The following is a 22,421-nucleotide window of genomic DNA, read 5'->3' as shown; positions in this document are numbered from 1 at the left end:
TGTTTTCCACCAGCTTGTCCCAGGTAATTGAATTGTACATCCCATGGATCATCAGCCCGTAAAGACTGATTGATATATTTCAGTACGCCATAACCCAATCCTTTATCAGGTATTTGTCTTAATGTTTCTTTGACCTGTTTAATGACCTGACCATAATCATTTCCAGTTTCCAGCAGCACAGGGTAAATAGTAGTAAACCATCCCACAGTACGACTGGTATCAATATCCCGGGTAATTTCTTCTCGACCATGACCTTCCAGTCCGATCGAAACCTTTGAAGTCTTGTTCCAGTCAGCTAAAGTAAGCGCCAGTGCACTTAACAAGAGATCATTGATTTCTGTATGGTAAACTGATGAAACTTCATGAAGCAGTTTGCTGGTTGCTGAACTATCCAGTTGAACCATTACCGTATCCATATCCGAGATAGTAATCGCTGTTTCTGGTTTATGATCAGTCCGTAAAGGCACATAACCGCGCGAATTCTGCTCCCAATAACCCTGCTGTCCTTGTAAACCACGGCTATTGCCATAAGCTGCTAAAGCAGCATACCATTGACGGTAAGAACTTGTTTTAGCGCCTAATACCACAGCAGCTGGTTGTCCTGGATGCTGTAACAGCAATTCAAGGTCATCCGAAAGGATACGCCATGAAACCCCGTCAACTGCAAGGTGATGGATAATAAAAAGTAGCTGATGGTCTGCTGATGGCGATAAAAACAACACCGCACGGAATAAAATACCTTTTTCAAGGTCAAGGCTTTCCTGGTAATGTGCAGTATGCTTAGCCAATGCCAGATCGAATTCTCCTGCTTCTTTATTTTGTAGATCAATAACTTCAAGCACCACATGCTGAGCAGTATAAGTCTGCTCCCACCCTGCTGCTGTCTGCTGATAAGCAAAACGAACCGCATCATGGTAAACGGCAAGCTCAGAGATTGCTGCTGATAAGTCTGCTATAGCAACGTCTTTATTTATTGCATAGGTGATATGGTGGTTATAGAATGATTTAACAGGATTAATGCTATTCAGGAATTTTTGCTGGATTGGTAATAATCCACTGTTTCCTGAGAGTGTTCCCTGTTCTGCATTTACTTTATTGTTTTCCTGTACAGCAAGTTGTGCCGATAAACGGGCAACAGTCTGACAGGTAAATATATCTTTAGGTGACAATACATAACCGCTTCTTCTGCTTCTGCTCACTACCTGAATCGTAATAATTGAATCTCCCCCCAGCTCAAAGAAGTTATCGTGTACCCCTATTTTATCCAGGCGTAAAACTTCCTGCCAAATGGCAATCAGTACATTTTCTGTTTCGTTACGCGGTGCTACATAAGCATTCGTTAACAGGCTATTGACATCAGGCTCTGGTAAAGCACGTTTATCAACCTTCCCGTTAGCAGTGAGCGGAAGTTTTTCCAGTTCCACAAAAAGCAACGGAATCATGTAATCCGGCAGCCTGTTTTTCAGATAGGCAACAATCGCATCCTTGTTATAATCACCTTTAGGGACAATATAACCGACCAGGCGTTTATTACCTGCATTGTCAGGTCTTGCCAGTACAACCGCCTGATGAACGTATTGGGTACATCCGGCGAGTGCACTTTCTATTTCTCCAAGTTCTATACGGTAACCTCTGATTTTAACCTGATCATCACCACGTCCGATGAACAGGATATTGCCATCAGCTAAATATTTAACGGTATCTCCTGTACGATAGAAACGAATACCGCTGGTATCGGAGAATGGATCATTGATAAATTTCTCAGCGGATAACGCTGCATTGTTCAGGTATCCTGAAGCAACCCCATGTCCTCCAATAAGTAGTTCACCCGGTACGCCTACAGGGCATAATTGTCCGCTGGCATTCACTACATATACTTTGGTATTAGAAAATGGTTTACCAACCGGAATGTTTTCCTGGTAAGCATACCCATCTTTCACGATATGTAATAGTTTACCAATCGTAGTTTCTGTAGGCCCGTAATGATTAACCAGCGTACAGTTACTGCCGTAAGCCCTGATTTTATTGATCAACTCTGCCGAAAGTGCTTCTCCTCCAAAAATGAGCAGCTTTTCTGGCAACAGTAAGAAATCAGGCATCGAAAGCGCCTTCCAATGTGACGGAACAATTTTGATACAGTCTATCGGATGCTCAGCCAGATAAGCTTTCAGCTGATATGGATCTGTAATGGCAGCTTTAGAAAAGACGTGTAAAGCCCCACCATTCAGGAATGCGGTAAACAATACTGTATTTCCAAGATCGGTTGCGATACTGGACATCAAACCAAATGAAAGACATGTTGCTATCGGAAGCGCATCCTGTAATCCTGCTAAATAATCTGTGAGATTACGGTGCGTCAGGATTACTCCTTTTGATTTACCTGTACTTCCGGAAGTATAAATTATATATACCGGACTGGAGGCATCAATAGGCTTGTTTACCGCAGTAACCGGATAATTTGTTAATATAGCAGTATCCAGTATGATCGCCTCAGCATTGCTTTCGATTAATAAATTCAGACAAGCACTGCTGGTCACAATGACCGTTGCAGCAGTGTCAGCCAGCATATGGTTAATTCTGTCTTGTGGGAAATCAGGATCAACCGGCACATAGGCGGCGCCTGCTTTTAAGACACCAATCAGCCCGACAATCATATCCAGTGAACGTTCGATGCATAATGGCACAAATGATCCTGCTCCTATCCCCTTACTTTGCAGCATTTGCGCAAGCTGATTAGTGCGTTCATCCAATTCCTGGTAAGTCACCGCATCATTTTCATAAACCAGTGCAGTTGCCCCAGGCGTGCGGACAACTTGTGCGGCAAACAGGCTGACAAAGGTTTCTTCTTCAGCATAAGGAACGGCTTTACTGTTAAATAAAACAAGTTCATCGAGTTCCTTCTCCGTTAATAAAACAAGATCATCAGCTGTAACCACATCAGCATTTGCGAGTTGCAATAAGACCTGATCGAAATGACCAGCAATCCTGTTCACCTGTTTTTCATCCAATAAACCAGTATTATATTCAAAACGGATATTGATTTCCGCTCCGGCCATAATTACCAGCCATAAAGGGTAATTGGTTTGCGAAGTAATCTCAGCATCATCCAATTGCAGTTTCCAGGTACGTGCAGCCAAAACTTCGCTGACAGGATAATTTTCGAAGACCAACAAAGTGTCAAACAATTCTCCCTCTATAGTAGCCCAGCGTTTCACCTCATTTAATGGGGTATACTGGTATTCACGGTTATCAAGTTGAGCCGCCTGTATAGCTTGCAGCCAATCTGATAGCGGAGAATCATTCACTGTGGCCGCCAACAACAACGTATTGATATACATACCTACAGCATTTTCTATGCCCGGTAATGCTTCCGGACGCCCTGATACGGTTACCCCATAAGTAACTTCATTCCGACCCGTATATTGTGCTAATAAATAAGCCCATACACCTTGCATTAAGGTATTCAGGGTAATGTGATTTCGTTGTGCATAAGCAGCTAAAAGCGCCGTTTTTTCCGCATTAACAACTAATTTTTCCAGACTGTAAACTCCGATCCCTTTGGTACGGTCTGCTGTGGTATTTACAAAAGGAAGTAAACTGCCTTCTGTGATATGCTGTAAATAATTTTTCCAGTGTGCTGCTGCTTTTCCGTTATCATCCTGCTGAATATATTGGATATAGTCTTCATAACGATCTTCGGTGAAGACAGGTGCCACCTTACCTGTTGCCAGCGCTTCATAAACTTCCAGTAATTCCTGTAATAAAATCGGCACAGACCATCCATCCAGTAAAATGTGGTGGAACGTCCAAAGCAAATGTGTACGGTTATTGTCCAGTTTTGACAGACAAACACGCATCAGCGGAGCCGTTGTAAAATCAAAACCTCCTAAACGATCGGCAGCAGCATATTGCTGAATCGTCGTTTCTTGTGTCAACGCATCCATAGCGCGATAATCAAAAACCGTTAACGGCATGGCTACCTCTTTATAAACACATTGCACAGGGATATTAAACGCATCAGCATAGAATGCACTGCGCAAAATTGTATGTCTTTGCATCACCCAATCCCAGCTCTTCATGAAAATTGCTTCATCAACATGATGAAGAACTGAGGTAAATTGTTCTACATAATTACCCGCTTCACCATCATAAAGACCGTGGAATAACATACCAGACTGCAAACCACTCAATGGATAAATCCGTTCTACCTGGTTTCTGCGTGTTTGTTGAAGATAAGTTCCATCCAGGAAGTTATCCAGTTCCTGATAAGTCACTGCCTCACCCAATCCATAATCTGAAGGGGTAAAAATAGTGGTAGTTTGCGCTGCACAATGATCAATCAGGGTTTGTAAATAAGAAAGATAAGACTCCCCTATTTGCTGAATTCCTGCTGTAGTAAAATGTTTGGTACTGTAACCCAGGTCAATAACCAATTCGCCATTGCGAACTGAACTGTTGATGGCCAGTTTATCACGGAAAATGAAATCGTTGCCTACTGTAGCCCCAGTGTCTTCTTTAGCAGCTGATAAATGCCCGTTTCCACCCGCGGCATTGTCCCATTGTCCAAGGTAATTGAAGACCACATCCCATGGATCTTTGCTTTGCAGGGATGCAGTCTTGTTGATATATTTCAATACGCCATAACCGATCCCTTTGACCGGGATCCGGCGTAATTGCTCTTTAATATTTTTAATGACATTAGCTGGTCCTCTTGCTGTTCCAACTTCCAGTAATACTGGATAAAGCGTAGTAAACCAGCCAATCGTATGACTGATATCACTTTCCGCATCAATGTCTTCACGTCCGTGACCTTCTAAACCAATAGATACTTTACTTTCCTGATTCCATTCCGACAAAGTAAGCGCCAGTGCACTCAGCAGGATATCATTGATTTCAGTATGGTATGCTTTTGGAACTTCCTGCAACAAACGCTGTGTTTGTTTAGTGTCTAAAGTAACTACATAATTTGCAGTGTCCGCAGCGCTGATTTCACCTCCATCTTCTTTTTCTGTTTTTAAAGGGATGTATTGTTCTACGGCTGTTTTCCAGTAAGGTTCCTGAGCCAACAAGCTGCGGCTATTGCTGTAAGCCATGAGCGATTCCTGCCACTGTCTGTAAGAATGGCTTTTAGCAGCAGTTAATCCTTGTTGTGGTGTTTGCAGTAATGAAGTCAGATCTTCTAAAAAGATCCGCCATGAAACGCCATCTACTGCAAGGTGGTGTACCACAACCAGCAAACGGTTATAAGTTTCGCTTTCTGGTGTCTGCATCAAAACAGTATGGATCAAGATCCCCTGCTCAATATCCAGACTTCTTTGTGCAAGATTACATTCAGCCGTAATCGCATCAGCCACCAGATGAGCAGATGTCTGTGTCAGATCTGTAATCTTCAGTTTACCTCTATAATCTCCATAACGCTGTTCCCAGCCATTTGCTGTTCGCTCATAAACAAAACGCAGGGCATCATGGTAAGCTATCAATTGTTTGACCGCCACTTCAAGTACTGAAGTATCGGTCTGCTTATCCAGGTTTAATAGAATCTGCTGATTGAAATGAGACGTTACGGTACCGCCATCCTCAAAGAACCATGCCTGTATAGGCAGCAATCCGCTGTTTCCGCATAGGGTGCCTTCCTCTCCTTTAACCAGCTGCGCTTTAGCGACTTGTAAAAGCGCCGCTAAACGGGCAATAGTCTGGTGAACGAATAAATCTTTTGGCTGGAATTCTAAACCAGCTCTTTTTGCACGGCTAACGGCTTGTATGGTAATAATGGAATCCCCACCTAATTCAAAGAAGTTATCATGGATACCCACCTGTTCTACGCGCAACAACTCCTGCCAGATTTCTGCCAGTGTTTGTTCTGCTGTATTTCGTGGTGCAACGTAGTTCAAACTAAGCAAACTGTTTACATCTGCTTCAGGCAGCATTTTCTTGTCTACCTTACCATTACTGGTCATTGGCAGTTTTTCTAAGGAAACCCATAATGCAGGGACCATATAATCTGGTAACCTGTCTTTCAGATAACTGATCAGGCTTTCTTTATCAAAAACGTGTGCTGGCACAATATAACCTACCAATTGCTTATTACCTCTGCCGTCTGCTTTAGCCAATACTACAGCCTGTTTGACTGCTGGATTTTGCTGAAGTACATTTTCGATCTCCCCTAATTCTATACGGTAACCACGGATTTTAACCTGATCATCTATACGCCCCAGATATTCGATATTTCCATCTGGTAACCAGCGTGCCAAATCACCACTGCGGTACATTTTCACCTCCTGGTTCTGGTCGAATGGGTTAACTGTAAATTTCTCTCTGGTCAGTTCTTCACGGTTCAGATAGCCTTTAGCTAAACCGGCACCGCTTATGCACAATTCCCCGGCTACACCAACCGGGCTTAGTTTGTTCTCTGCATTGACAATATATAATTGTGTATTGCTCACCGGGATACCAATTGGAGGCGCAGTTTCACCATCCGCAGCTGAAAGCACGTAACTGGTAGTCACAACACTGTTTTCTGTTGGTCCGTAGTTATTCACTATCTGGTAACCCAGACCATCAAGATTGACGGCGGCTAATTTATCTCCACCTGCAAGCAGGTATTTTAAGGCTAATGAACGGTTCCTGCTTGCTGCTATAAATTCAGGGATTAAAATCGTAGACAGGAAGCTATGCGTAATACCTTCCTGAAGATAATAAGCTGCTAAACCCGATGGCGACAATCTTTGTTCATCATCAATAATATATAATGCAGCACCTGCACTCAATGCAGGCCATATTTCCCAGCCGAAAGCATCGAAACCGATCCCCGCTGCCGCGGTAGTTTTACTTTCACTGTTTAATTCATAACGTTCCAGATGCCAGCTGACTAAATTAGAAAGCCCGGCATGGGTAATCTGTACACCTTTTGGCTGACCTGTAGATCCTGAAGTATAAATTACATAAACCAGATCTGCCAAATCAACAGGGATAACCGGTGCTGTAACCGGATAATCTTCCAGCTTCAGCTTTTCAGGGTTAATCAATTCCAGATTTTTGATCACTGGCAAACCAGCTGATACTTTCTCATTGGCAATCAGTAAAGTTGCGCCGGTATCTGCTAACATATACTGGATACGTTCTGCCGGATAACCCGGATCAATGGGAACATAAACCCCACCTGCTTTAGCAATCGCAAGGATAGAGATAATAATACCAGCAGATCTTTCCTCGCAAACCGGCACCAGAGTTCCTGTGGTCACCCCTTTTTCAACCAGATAATGCGCAAAACGAGAAGATTGCTCATCCAGTTCCCTATAACTCAGCGAAACTGCCCCAGCGATAATAGCCGGGCGGTCAGCCTGCAACACTGCCTGTTCTGCAAAACGGGTAACCACAGTCTGAACTGGTAGTGGCGAAATGCCCGTGGCATTGAAATCATTTAATAATTGTTCTTGTTCGCACTTAGTCAGCAGGTTGAGATCGCCGAAATTCAGCTTTCCTGAAGAAACTACCTGATGGAGTACCTGCTTAAAGTGACCGGCTATTAACTTGATATAATTTTCATCTAACAGGTCATTATAACTGAAATGGATAGCTATTTCTTTGCCAGCCATCACAATGATACTTAAAGGATAATTGGTATGCTGTTCTCCAACATCCAGCTTATTGAGCTGTAAACTCCAGGGTTGTGCCTCTAAAGCCTTGCTAACCGGATAATTTTCAAAGACCATCAGCGTATCAAACAGGTTTCCGGTCATACCAGACAGGCGTTGAATTTCACTCAGACTGGTATATTGGTAAGCCCTGCTTTCCAGTTGCTGTTCTTGTATTTTCTGTAATCCTTCCGCAATATCCTGTGATAAATCAATCTGACCGTGAAGCGGTAAAGTATTGATATACATTCCGATTGCACTTTCTACTCCCGGTAAATCTTCCGGACGACCAGACACCACAATACCAAAGGAAACATCTTTTCTACCTGTATAATTGTAAAGCAGGTAAGACCAGACCCCCTGCATCAGGGTATTAATTGTCACCCTGTTTTGCTGTGCATAACGTATTAAACGTGCTGTAAATTCAGCATCAAGCTGGAAGATTTCTTCCCTGTATCCGCGGTTACCTTTGGTACGATCTGATAAGTTATTGATGAAAGGAAGTAAGGTTGCTTCTTCCAAGCCATCAAGATAATTACGCCAGTAAGCAATTGCGTCCTCTTTATCCTGGCGCTCTATGTAACGGATATAATTTTCGTAACGGTCTTCTGCGACAACTGGTATAGCTTTTTTATGGACCAGGTATTCATAGTTAGTCAGCAGTTCTTCCATCAATACTGGCATTGACCAGCCATCTAATAAAATATGATGATGAGTTAAGCAGAATTGATAACGGGTCTCCTCCAGCTGAATCAGACAAATACGCATCAGTGGAGCGGAGATAAAGTCAAAGCCTTTTATAAGATCCTCCTTCTTATATTCCTGAACAGCCAGCTCTTGCTGCTCAGCATTTAAAGCGCGCAGATCCAGTTGATCCACAGGGATCTGTGCTTCTTTGTAAACACATTGAACCGGTACCTGGAATACGTCGTAATAAAATGCACTTCTTAAAATACTATGTTGTTTTAAGAGGTGTTGCCAGCTCTGTATGAAAGCAGGTATGTCTGCATCTTTCAGTTCGCCGGTAAACTGCTGAATATATGCTCCTGCATTTTGATCATAAAGACTATGGAACAGCATACCTTCTTGTAATCCACTCAAACGGGAAATACTTTCCAGTTGCAATTTCCTTTGTTTACCATTATAATCATCATCCAGAAATTGATCCAGTTCATTATAACTGATCACCTCACCCAATCCATAATCAGAGGGCGTAAATGAAGCTGTACCTTTTGCAGTGCAATGTTTGATAATATCTTCGAGGTGGGACAGGTAATCTGCCGCCAGCCGATGGATAGTTTTTGCATTGAAATGACGGCTGCTGTAACTCCAGTATAAGACCAGTTCATCCTCAATAATCATACTATTGACAGCCAGCTTTCCTTCAACCGGGAAATCACTGCCTGCTGATGAACCAAATAATTCCCATCGCGGCACTGTATATAAACCTTCAGCTGCGGTTTGACCTGATTGTCCGAGGTAGTTAAATAACACTTCCCACGAATCTTTTCCCTGCAAGGATTCAGTTTTATTGATGTATTTAAGTAAACCGTAACCAATTCCTTTGCCCGGTATCTGTCTTAATTGTTCTTTGATATTTTTAAGCTGCTGTCCTTTACCTGCTCCGGTTTCTATTTCAAGTAAAACAGGGAACATACTGGTCAGCCAGCCAACGGTACGGCTGGTATCGGCATCTGCTGCTAAATCTTCACGGCCGTGACCTTCCATTCCCACCAATACCTTGTTATTATTATTGTGTGATGCAATTGTAAGTGCCAGTGCATTTAACAGAATATCATTAATTTCGGTGTGGTAGGCTTTAGGTACTTCCTTCAATAGATTTGAAGTTGCGCTACTGCCTAATTTTACTGTATAACTCTGTATATCAGCTATAGTTATAGCCTCATTAAAGGTGTAATCAGTAAGCAGCGGAACTAATTCCTGCTTAGTTTTTTTCCAATATGCTTCCTGGTTCAGCAGATTTGTACGTTTGCCATAGGCTGCCATCGTATGGTACCATTGACGGACAGAACTTGTTTTATTGCCTAATACAGTTAAAACAGGCTGATCTTCCTGTTGCAGCAACAATTCAAGATCATCTGTGAGGATACGCCATGATACACCATCTACGGCTAAGTGATGCACAACCAGCAGTAATTGATTAGCTGGCGCATGAGCAGGAGCAATTAATAAGGCTGCCTGTAACAAGTTACCTTTTGTTATAGCGACCTGAACCTGCAAAAGATCCAGATTGGTTTGAATCGCTTCTGACCATTCTTTTTCATTTTGTGTATAGTCAAAGATTTTGATTTCTGACTGCTGATCACTATAAGTTTGTTCCCAGCCCCCTGCTGATAAATGATAAGCAAAACGAAGCGCATCATGATGATTCACCAGTTTATCAAGTGCGCTCTGTAATTGTTCAGCAGTGATATTTTTAGCAACTGTTAAAACTATATGCTGGTTATAATGGGAAAGCAAATCAGTTTCTGTTTCCAGGAACCATTGCTGTATAGGCAATAGTCCACTGTTTCCTTTTAAAGTGCCTTGCTCAGCAACAACTTTGACTTCCTGTGCTAAATCCATGAATGCGGCAAGACGCGAAATGGTCTGACAGGTAAATAAGTCACGGGGATTTAATCCGTAACCCGCGCGTCTGGCACGGCTCACTACCTGGATGGTAATAATAGAATCACCTCCCAGTTCAAAGAAATTATCATGAACACCTACTTGCGTTAATCCCAATAACTCCTGCCAGATTACAGCCAGCGTTTGTTCCAGTTGATTTGCAGGAGCAACATATTCTTGTGCCACCAGATCATTTGCATCTGGATCAGGCAAAGCCTTTTTATCAATTTTACCATTGCCTGTAAGTGGTAGCTGAGCTAAAACTACCCACCAGCCCGGAACCATATATTCTGGTAAACGGGTTTTCAGGAAGGCAACCAGCTCTTCTTTATCAAACAGGTCACCATCAGCCGGAACAACATAACCTACCAGGCGTTTATTGCCCTGATCGTCTGCTTTGGCCAATACCACCCCTTGTGAAACCTGGCTATTTTGTTCTAAAATATTTTCTATTTCACCAAGTTCGATACGGTAACCACGGACTTTGACCTGCTCGTCATTACGGCCCACAAAAGTTATATTTCCATCTGGCAGTAACTTACAGATATCACCTGTTTTATACATGCGCTCTCCGCTTACAAACGGATCTGCAAGGAAACTCTGAGCAGTTTGTTCAGGACGGTTTAAGTAACCTCTTGCCACCTGTACACCTGCGATATATAGCTCTCCGGCAACTCCGGCTGCAACCGGACGCAATTGTGCATCCAGCAGGTAAGTGCGGATATTCCCTAAACCGCGGCCAATTGGTACACTATCTTGTCCGGTTGCTGCTGAAGATGATGGATATTGATATTCAAGCGCCGTTACTGTAGTTTCAGTAGGCCCGTATTCGTTATAAAATGTGGCGAACGGTTTCCATTTTTCAGCGAGTGAAACGCGGCAGTATTCACCACCTGAGATTACACGTCTTAATCCTCCGTAATTGCCTGCATTAATAGTTTCCAGGAAACCTGGCGTAGCATGAAGGTGTGTAATTTGCTCATTCAGCAACAGGTTTTCCAATGCAGACGGGTCTAAACGGGTAGTTTCGTCCAGCACGACCAGTGTTGCACCATTAAATAGCGCAAGGAAAATCTGTTCTACAGCAGCATCAAAATTATAGTTAGAGAACTGAAGAATCCGGTCTGTCTGATCAATACCAAATTTAGATCCCTGGTAACTGATCAGGTTAACCACACCGCGATGTTCGATCAGTACACCTTTAGGTTGCCCGGTGGAGCCCGAAGTATAGATTACATAGGCCAGATCTGACGGATAGTATTCCTGAATAGGTGCTGTTGAAGTACCTTCTGACAATAATTTGTTATCCAGTAATATAACTGGTAATTCACTTTCAGGCAAAAACCCAGAACTCACGCGACTGCTCAAAATTAATGGTGCCGCAATATCCGAAAGAACAAAAGCAATCCTTTCAGCCGGGTAATCCGGATGAATAGGTACATAAGCAGCTCCAGCTTTCAGTACTCCAAGAATACCCACAATCATTTCAGGGGAACGTTCTATAAATAATGGGAGGAGTGTACCTCTTTTAATGCCGAAATCAATTAGTTTATGAGCCAGTTTATTGGAAAGCTCATCCAGCTCAGCATAAGTCAGCTGCTCCCCTTCAAAGATTACCGCAGTTGCTGACGGAGATTGTAACACCTGTTCTGCAAAAAGACTAACGATAGTCTGCTCTGCATCATAACTGAATTTATTAGAATTCACGTCTTCTATTAACCCTCGTTTTTCTTCGGCGGTCAGTATACCTATATTTTCAAGTTTTGGTGCTTTCTGTGTAATGATATGGAACAGTGCAGTTTCAAAATGCCCGGTCATTCTTTTTACATCAGCACCGCTCAATAATGCTGTATTATATTCAAAACGGATATTGATCTCCTCTGCTGCCATCACCGTAATGCTGAGCGGATAGTTGGTCTGCTCTTTTACATCTGCTCCGGTTAATTGTAATTTCCAGGATTGAGCTAATAAAACCTCATCTACCGGATAATTTTCAAACACAAGGATACTATCAAATAATTCGCCTGAAACTGAACTCTGACGCTGAATTTCATTCAAAGCGGAGTATTGGAATTCACGGCTGCGTAATTGACCGGCCTGCAATTGCTGCAACCATACGGAGACTTCCTGAGCAGGTTCGATCTGCGTAAATAGCGGAAGTGTATTAATATACATCCCTACTGCACGTTCAACCCCTGCCAGATCTTCGGGACGGCCAGATACAGTAACTCCATAAACTACATCGGCACGACCGGTATACTGATGTAATAAATAGGCCCAAACACCTTGTACCAGCGTATTCAGGGTAATCCTGTTACGTTGTGTATAAGCAGTAAGACTTGCCGTAACTGCTTTATCCAGTTGTATAGTCTCTATTTTAAATTGTCCGTCACCTTTAGTTTGTTCCGCAGCTGTCCTGATAAATGGTAGTTTACTGCTTTCGGTAAGCGGTTTCAGGTAGTTAAACCAGTATTCTTTTTCTTCCTGTTGATGACGGCGGTTAATATAACGGATATAGTTTTCATAACGATCTTCTGCTGCGCTTAAAACTGGCTGAGCATTGCTTAACGACTCATAAGTTTGTAAAAGCTCTTCTATCAATACTGGTAATGACCAGCCATCCAACAGGATGTGATGAAAACTCCACAATAACCTGTACGCATTGTCTGCCAAACGGAACAGGCAGATCCGCATTAACGGCACTTCTGCAAAATCAAAACCACGGACACGATCATTAGCTGTGTATTTCTGAATGGCTTTCTGCTGTGCCTTTTTGCTGAGTCCACGGTAATCCTGCACCTCAATTGGCAATTTAACCTCCTTCAATACACATTGTACCGGGATATTGAAAACATCGTAATAAAAAGCACTTCTTAATATCGTATGCTGTTTTAGCAGATATTCCCAGCTCTGTGCAAACAATTGTTCGTTCAGGGCAGTAATATCGGCCGTAAGCTGTTCTACATAAGAACCAGTCTGAGTATCTGCCAGTCCGTGGAAAAGCATACCTGCCTGCAATCCACTCAGCGGATAAATACTTTCTATTTGTTTCTTACGATTTCCATCAGCTAAAAATGCATCCAGTTCACGGAAGCTGATTACATGGCCAAGGCCATAATCTGAAGGCGTGAAAGTAGTTTCTGTACAAGAAACGCAATGGTCAATCAGTGTTTCCAGGTTAGCAATAAAAGCCGCCGATAAATGCTGAATACTTGCTGAGGAGAAATGATAATGACTGTATCTCCAGTCTATTTCCAGTTCCTCGTTTTTAATGATACTATTGATATAAAGTTTATCAGGCATCCTGAAAGCAAGACCAACTGGTGTTCCCGCCTCCTCTTCTGCTGTACCCAGAATTCCATGACTGTCCAGCATATTATTCATCTGACCTAAGTAGTTGAATACGATATCGCCATTAAAATGCTGTAACGATGGTTCTTTGCTGATATATTTAAGAATACCATAACCGAGGCCTTTTCCTGGAACCTGGCGTAATTGTTCTTTCACACTTTTCACTACACCATCCGCAAGCAGGTCTGGTGCTATTTCAAAAGATACCGGATATAAACTTGTGAACCAGCCTATGGTACGACTGGTGTCAATGTTTGTTGCGATGTCTTCACGTCCATGACCTTCCATTTTGATTGTAACGGTTTCATTCCCGTTCCATTCAGTCAAAGTCATGGCTAATGCAGACAGTAAAATATCGTTAATTTCTGTATGGTAAGCTTTAGGTACTTCTTGTAAAAGACGACGTGTTTGTTTGCTGTTTAATTTCAATACCTGGCTGGTGGTATCACCGTAAGTAACTATACCCGGGTAATCAAAATCTGTTTTTAACTGACCTGCCTGCTGTACTGTTTTTTCCCAATAGCTTAATTGTGTGTTTAAATCATTGTTTTCAGCATAAGTTGTCAATGCATCATACCATTGACGAACAGAGCTGGTCTTCTGGCCTAATACTTCTTCTACGGATTGATCAGCACCATTTTCGAGCAGTAATTGTAAATCTTCAACCAATATGCGCCATGAAACGCCATCTACTGCAAGGTGATGCACGATAATCAGCAAACGGTGTTGTTGTACTTCTTCTGCTGTCAGAATCAGTACTGCACGGAATAATATTCCTTTTTCAATATCCAGACTGCGCTGGTATTCTTCGGCAGTTTGCAAAATGGCTGCCTGTAATCGCTCAGGTTTAACCGATTTTAAATCTGCTATATCAAGCTGACCTTTATAGGTACCATATTCTTGTACCAGTCCGGTTTCATTGGAATGGTAGGTAAAACGAAGGGCATCATGGTATTGAACCAATGTACGGATAGCCCCCTCTATTGTATCCTGAGCAATATTTTTTGCAATAGTCAGTAAAACATGCTGATTGAAATGAGATTCTGTCTGATCAGCAATTTCAAAAAACCATTGCTGAACGGGAAGTAAACCACTGTGACCATTTAAAATCCCCTGTTCTGCTAAAGAGCCAGCCTCAGCTTCACTTTTCACAAGAACAGCAGCTAGTACTGCAATCGTCTGACAGATAAACAGATCCCTCGGGTGCAGGTTATAGCCCATTCGTTTAGCACGGCTGACAACCTGTATTGTAATAATAGAATCACCTCCAAGTTCAAAGAAATTATCATGAATACCTACGCTTGGAATACGCAGTAAATCCTGCCAGATCGTAACCAGATCCTGCTCCATCGCATTACGCGGAGCTTCATAGTTTCCTGTAAACAGCGAACCCGTATCTGCATCTGGCAAGGCTTTTTTATCGACTTTACCATTATTGGTCAGCGGTAATTTATCCAGCGCTACCCATAGCGCAGGGATCATATATTCTGGTAAACGGCTTTTCAGAAAATCAACAATGTTATCTCTGTCAAATTCACCTTCTGGCACAACATAACCAACCAGACGTTTAGTCCCATTTTCTTCTTTGACCAGCACTACGGCCTGATTCACCAGCTCACTTTGTTGTAAGACATTTTCTATCTCCCCAAGCTCGATACGATAACCACGGATTTTCACCTGATCATCTATACGCCCCTGGTATTCAATATTGCCATCCGGAAGCCAGCGGCCAACATCTCCGGTTTTATATATTTTCTCCCCTTTATTAAAAGGATGATCAATAAATCTTTCTGCCGTCAGCTCAGGACGGTTCAGATACCCAAGAGATAAACCAGCACCTCCCAGGTATATTTCACCGGGTACGCCTGCTGGCAATAATCTCAATTGTGCATCTAATATATAGGCAGAACGGCTATCCAATGGTTTTCCAATCGGAATACTGCCCCTGTCATCAATCGTAAATGTAAGCGAGAAAGTCGTATTTTCTGTAGGGCCATAACCATTGATCACGATGAGCTCAGGATAGGTTTTCCTGATTTTAAATACGTGTTCATCTGATAATTTCTCTCCACCAGCCAATACAGTTGAAAGCCCCTCAAAGACACTGATATCGGTATCGATCAATTGATTAAACCAGCTCGAAGTGAACCACATTTTTGTCACCTGGTGTAAACGTATCTGTTCTTTTAACAAGCTGCTGTCGAGCAAGCTGTCATCAGGACAAAGAATCAGTTTTCCGCCATTCAGCAGCATACCCCAGTATTCAAAAGTAGTCGCATCAAAGGAAGGTGAGCCGGTTGACAGCAAGACATCATGTTCGTTTAATTCAACATAACTGATATCTTTTACCAAACTTACTACATTATGCTGCGTCACCACTACCCCTTTTGGCTGACCTGTTGAACCTGAGGTATAAATCACGTAAGCAGGACTATCAGGGACAGTTGTATTCACCTGAACAGTGGTTTCTACAGCGGTTAATTCTATTTTATCCAGACAAATAAATTCAAGATCAGGAGCTAAACTGGTCAACAGCGGAAGCCATTCACTAGTAGTGATGGCTATTTTGCCTGCTGTATCTTCCAGCATAAATGAAATCCTTTCTTGTGGATAATCCGGGTCTATAGGTACGTAGGCTGCTCCTGCTTTCAAAATAGCCAGGATACCGACCATCATATCCAGACTCCGTTTCGTCGCTACCGGAACCAATGCCCCAGGTTGTAAACCTTTACTGATCAAAGTATGTGCAAGCGCTTCAGAACGTTTATCCAATTCACGGTAAGTCAATGAAGCTGATCCATAAACAATCGCTGTATTTTCTGGTGTCAGGACTACCTGCTCGTTAAAAGCATCTATAATAGTCAATGCTGGTTGCAGATATTGGCTTGAACTATCATTAAATACATCCAGCAACAGGCTACGCTCTTGATTTGATAGTATTTCTACCGACGATAACAAGCCTTGTCCAATTGTAACGAACTGCTGTAACACCTGCTCAAAGTGTGCAGAAATAGAAGCAGCATATTCAGGAGATAATAAGCTTGAATTATAGCCAAAATCAATCTGAATCGTATCTGTGGCCAATATGACTATATTGAAAGGATAATTGGTATGTTCATGCAATCCAATGTTTTCCAAACTCAATTGCCATGGCTTTTCGTTCAGTACTTTACTAACCGGATAATTTTCAAAAACCAGTAAACTATCAAAGATATCACCTGAAATAGCTGATAAACGCTGTATTTCATTGAGGGTTGTATACTGGTGTTCTCTGCTTTCCAGCTGATTGATCTGTAATGCGTGTAACCAACCGGTTAAAGACTGGTCTTCATCAACTGCAATGTGTAATGGAAGCGTATTGATATACATCCCTACCCCTCTTTCTACACCCGGCAAATCTTCTGGTCTGCCAGATACGATAACCCCGTAAGTAACCTCAGTTTTGCCAGTATAGCGATGCAGCAAATATGCCCACACCCCCTGCATTAAAGTATTCAGGGTAATATGATTGCGATGGGTAAATTGCATCAGGGAAGCCGTAAACGTACTATCAATGTGTAGTTTTACCTTTTCATAAACACCTTTTCCTTTATTGCGGTCTGCTGTAGCGCTGATGAAATTCAGTAAGGTGCCCTCACTTACGCCTTCCATATATTTACGCCAGTAATTACTGGCTTTATCTTTATCCTTGCGGTAAATGTATCTGATATAATCGTCGTAACGCGCATTAGGTAAAACTGTTAGAGCTGTTGCTGTTACCTCTGATTCATAAGCGCGTAATAATTCTTCCAGAATGATAGGAAGAGACCAGCCATCCAAAAGAATATGATGATAACTCCAGATCATATGATAGTTGTGATCACCCAGCTGGATCAAACACAGACGCATCAATGGTAAAACCGTAAAATCAAAACCCTGTAAACGATCTGATGCCTCAAATTCACGGATCGCATTTTCTTGTTCAGTACTGCTTAAATGACGGTAATCTAATAAGGTAACCGGGATTTCTGCTGCTTTGTAAATACACTGAACAGGCACACTGAACACATCATGGTAAAACCCGCTGCGCAAAATACTATGCTGACTGATCAGATTCTGCCAGCTCTTTACGAATTTGTTCACCTCAAGATTCTCCAGTGTACAATAAAACTGCTGGATATAAGTTCCCGCCTCACCATCATAAAGACCATGAAACAACATCCCTTCTTGTAACCCGCTTAACCTGGCCAAACCTTCAATCTGGTCTTTTCTTGGTGAACCATTTATAGTTTCTGCCAGGAATTCATCCAGTTCGGCCACACTGATCACCTCTCCCATTTCATAATCTGCCGGGGTATGCGATGGTGCTTTCTGAGCCACACAGTGAATAATAATTTCTTCCAGCGCAGCAACAAAAGCCGTTGCAAGCTCTTTTACACTCTTTTTATTAAAATGAAGCGTACTATAATCCCATTGAATTTCCAATACACCTTGTCTGATAATCGCATTTACAGCTATTTTCTCTCTTAAAGGATAATCAGCGGAAGCCGAAAGCGCAAATGTTTCCCATAACGGACTAATTACCGCATCATCGTTCACACTATTATCCAGTTTACCCAAATAGTTAAATACAATATCCCATGGATCACGGGTTTGCAAAGAATCAGCTTTATTGAGATATTTCAATACCCCAAAACCAATTCCTTTTTCCGGAACCTGTCTTAATTGTTCTTTTATATTTTTCAGGATAAAACCTGTATTTGTACCTTTTTTGACGTCCAGTAAAACCGGGTATAAACTGGTAAACCAGCCTGTAGTATGACTGGTGTCTATTTGTTCTGAAATATCTTCACGTCCATGACCTTCTAAACCGATGGAAACTTTCTGGTTATCGTTCCAGTCCGAAAGCGTAATGGCAAGCGCAGTGAGTAATATATCGTTGATCTCCGTATAATAAGCCTGGGAAACTTCTTGCAGTAATTGTTTCGTATGTTTTTTATTCAGGCTTACTTTAAAAGTACCAGTATCAACTGTGCTTGCTATTAGTTGGGTATCTTTATTGGTACGCAGCGGTATATACTGCTGTACTGAATTTTCCCAATAAGGCAACTGATTTAACAACCGTTGTTCCTGACCATATGCTTTTAATGCATTATACCACTGATAATATGCACTCGTTTTATCACCTGCAATTTCCTGAAGAGATCTGGTTTCCTGCTGTTCTAAAAGCAGGGTAAGGTCATCAAGCAAAATACGCCATGACACCCCATCAATGGCAAGGTGATGAACCACTAACAATAAGCGGTGATGTGATTCATTTGCAGGCGTCTGCAAAAACACAGCACGCATTAGAATACCTTTTTCCAGATTTAAGCCCTGCTGGTAATCAGCAGTAATCAACGCTAAATCTCCGGCCGATCCTGAAAAGTCCGCTGTTTCAAGCAATACTTCATAATTACCATAAACCTGTGCAGTCTGCTCCTGTTTCCTGTGATAATAGAAACGCAGCGCATCATGATATTTTACCAGTTCGTTGATAGCTGCCGCTAATTTTTCCTGACTGATTTGTTTAGCTACCTTTAATAGCAGATGTTGATTGTAATGCGAAAAATCTTCAGTCTGCGCTTCAAAGAAATGCTGTTGTACCGGTAGTAAACCACTGCTGACAGTCAAAAATTCCTGTGCAGCCTGTGCAGTTGAAACGACTTGTAAAGCTAATAAAGTAGAAAGGGAGGAAATGGTGTAATTCATAAACAAGTCCCGTGGTTGCAGGCTGATTCCAGCTCTTCTTGCACGGCTTGACACCTGTATTGTTGTAATTGAATCCCCCCCCAGTTCAAAGAAATTATCATAGATACCTACACGCTGTACACCCAGCAAATCCTGCCAGATATTCGCCAGTTCCTGCTCTGTTTCATTTCTTGGTGCTACATAAGCTGTAGTTAGCAAAGCTGCTGCGTCAGGATCTGGTAATGCTTTTTTGTCTACTTTACCATTAGCTGTCAATGGCAAACTGTCCATCTCTATAAAGAAAGTTGGGATCATGTATTCAGGCAGTTTTTCTTTCAGACGTAATACCACACGTTCTTTATCGAAATCACTGTTTACGACCACATAACCAACTAAACGCTTATGACCATTATCGTCTGTTTTCACCAAAACCACTGCCTGGATAACTTCATCGCATTGTTGTAATGCAGCTTCGATTTCACCCAGTTCAATACGGAAACCCCTGATTTTAACCTGGTCATCAATACGGCCAAGATATTCAATATTACCATCAGGCAGCCACCGGCCAAGATCACCGGTACGGTACATGCGGTACTCTGAATTGGGATCAAAAGGGTGTTTAATAAATTTTTCTGCGGTCAGCTCAGGACGGTTCAAATAACCCCTTGACACACAAATACCAGAAACACCAATTTCACCCGGTACTCCAATCGGGCATAACTGCATGTCATTGTCAACGATATATAATTGCGTGTTTTGTATGGGCGATCCCAGTGGCACATTCGTGCTTACCGGGGTATCGTGCATCATGTAATGACAAATATCATCTGATGCTTCTGTTGGCCCGTAAGCATTAACTACCGGAATCCTGCCATAAAAAGCGTGTTCAAACCACTGCGCCAATACCGGCTGGCTTACCGCTTCACCTGTAACCAGCAGATATTTTAGGGCAGTTAATGACGCAACAAACTGTTCCTGCAATACCGCAGCAAGATAAGAAGGCACCACTTCCCAGATCGTAACTTTATCTTTGTCAATTGCACGGATCAGTTCAGTGGGTTGCAGAATAAGCGCGGAAGTATAAATAATGGTCGTTCCACCACATAACATGGCAGAAAACAATTGCCATACAGAGATATCAAAAGTATAGGAAGCTGTAAAAGCAACAATAGAACTACTATTGAGTTCCAGATCATTGACTTTTGCATACAGGTGATTCAACATTCCTCCATGCTCTACCATTACCCCTTTGGGTTTACCTGTAGATCCTGAAGTATAAATCACATAAGACATATCACTTGCGTGGATCTTATTTTCCGGATTAAGAAGCGATTGTGTTTCAATAGCTTCCTTGTCAGCATCAAGCTGAATCAGTTCAACAGTATTAAATTTTTCTGCCAATGCAGAGGTTGTGACCACTATTTTTGCCCCTGTATCTTCCAGCATATAGCTGATCCTGTCTTCAGGATACCCCGGATCAATTGGTACATAAGCAGCACCAGCCTTCATGATCCCCAAAATAGCAACAACCATATCCAGCGAGCGGTCAAAACATACCGGAACCAGGGTGTCGGTAGTTACGCCCTTTGCCTGAAGCTCATGTGCCAGCTGATTAGCCTTTTCATTGAGTTCTTTATAGCTGTATTGCTGATTTTCTAATTGTAGCGCAATTTTCTCAGGTGTTGCGAAGACGTGCCCGGTGAAGATCTCTACCAGATTCTTTGTATCCGGATAAGGAACATTTACGTCATTGAAATGCTCCATTAACTGTAATTCCGATGGAGGGATGATTTCTATTGCACTTGATTTATGATCCAGCTGTGTACTAAATTGTTTCAGAATAAACAAAAGCCGATGTGCAACCAGCTCCATTTCCTCAGCGGAGAAAAACTGGAGCTGATAATCAATACTTAACTGTAAAGGCTGCTGCTTCCCGTAATCTTTCCACCAGATCTCAATCGGATAACGGCCATAACCACTCGGAAGTTCATAAAATCCGGCTTGCATGCCTTCTCCAAAATCGAGTGCAAAATCAATAATCGCGTAGTTGATTACTACTTCCAGCAGGTATTCTTCTGCTGCATTTATTTTGAAATAACGACTTAAATCCCCTATCTGATAATTACTATACCGGTAATCTTCCCGTTGAGAAGTCGTAATATGTTTAATCAGTTCATCGACAGAAAGGTCTGGCTGATAGACTCCTTTAAAAGGAAGAATACCAGTAAACATTCCGACGATATCACGAACTTTTTTATTTTTTCTTTTATGTAAGGGAGTACCAAAAATGAAGTCCTGCTTATCAGAGGTCTTGCCAAAATAGATCATCAGGGCAGCAATGGTCAGCTGTTGAATACTCGATTTTGTTTTTTTCTGCAAGTCTTCAAGCAGCGTAATATCTTCTGGTGACAGGTTTACTACTACAGTTTCACTTCTCCTTTGCTCCTGACTGCTGTCTAAAAACCTTCTTTGTAATAGTTGCTGCGGTTTTTTCTCAATCTTATCTTTCCAGTACTTTCCTTCTTCCGCATATTCATCAGAATGATAATAGTTGTCCGCTTTTACAGCTTCGTCCTGATAAGAGAGATAAGTGAAATCTACGTCTTCATTATTGATTAATGCACTATATTTTTTAGCTATATAACGGTTTTGTGAGGACAAACCGAATCCATCAGATATCAAATGATGATATCTATAGAAATATAAATGTTCTTCGTCTTTTAATTTAACCAGGTAATGTTCAAAAAGGACATTATCTTTTTTAATTTCAAATGGTTTGCTGAACTGCTCTTTCATCCAAACCTGCAATAGCTCTTCTCCATCTTTATACATGCTGTAATCAAGTTCTTTGATTTCCAGCTGCTGGTATGAATGGTCAAAATAGATTTGAGGTGTATGTTCATCAATATCAAACCTCATCCGGTAAGCATCAAATACTTCAGGTACTGAGTTGACTGCGGCAATGAATGTGGCTTTGATCAATGGCCCTATAATCCTGGTATACCCTCCGATATTATAATAAGGATTACTTACGTTTATCAATTGGTCCAGATAAACATCTTTTTGTGCTGGGTGAAGCGGAGATTTATTAATTGACAT

The 22,421-nt window shown here is 41.9% G+C and carries 1 protein-coding gene (only partly in view); it reads right to left on the bottom strand.

Features of this window, described 5'->3' with window-relative positions:
* A protein-coding gene (locus tag HDE70_RS04450; RefSeq protein ID WP_183888247.1) for a non-ribosomal peptide synthase/polyketide synthase crosses the window boundary here: on the bottom strand, nt 1-22,421 show its 5' portion. 11,188 nt of this gene lie to the left of the window's left edge; the window shows 22,421 of its 33,609 coding nt (coding positions 1-22,421); its start codon is at nt 22,419-22,421; its stop codon lies beyond the left edge, outside the window.

The sequence above is a fragment of the Pedobacter cryoconitis genome (genome assembly GCF_014200595.1).
GTDB lineage: Bacteria > Bacteroidota > Bacteroidia > Sphingobacteriales > Sphingobacteriaceae > Pedobacter > Pedobacter cryoconitis_C.
The sequence above is the reverse complement of the archived record's forward strand: the minus strand, read 5'-3'. Positions and strand labels throughout refer to the sequence as shown.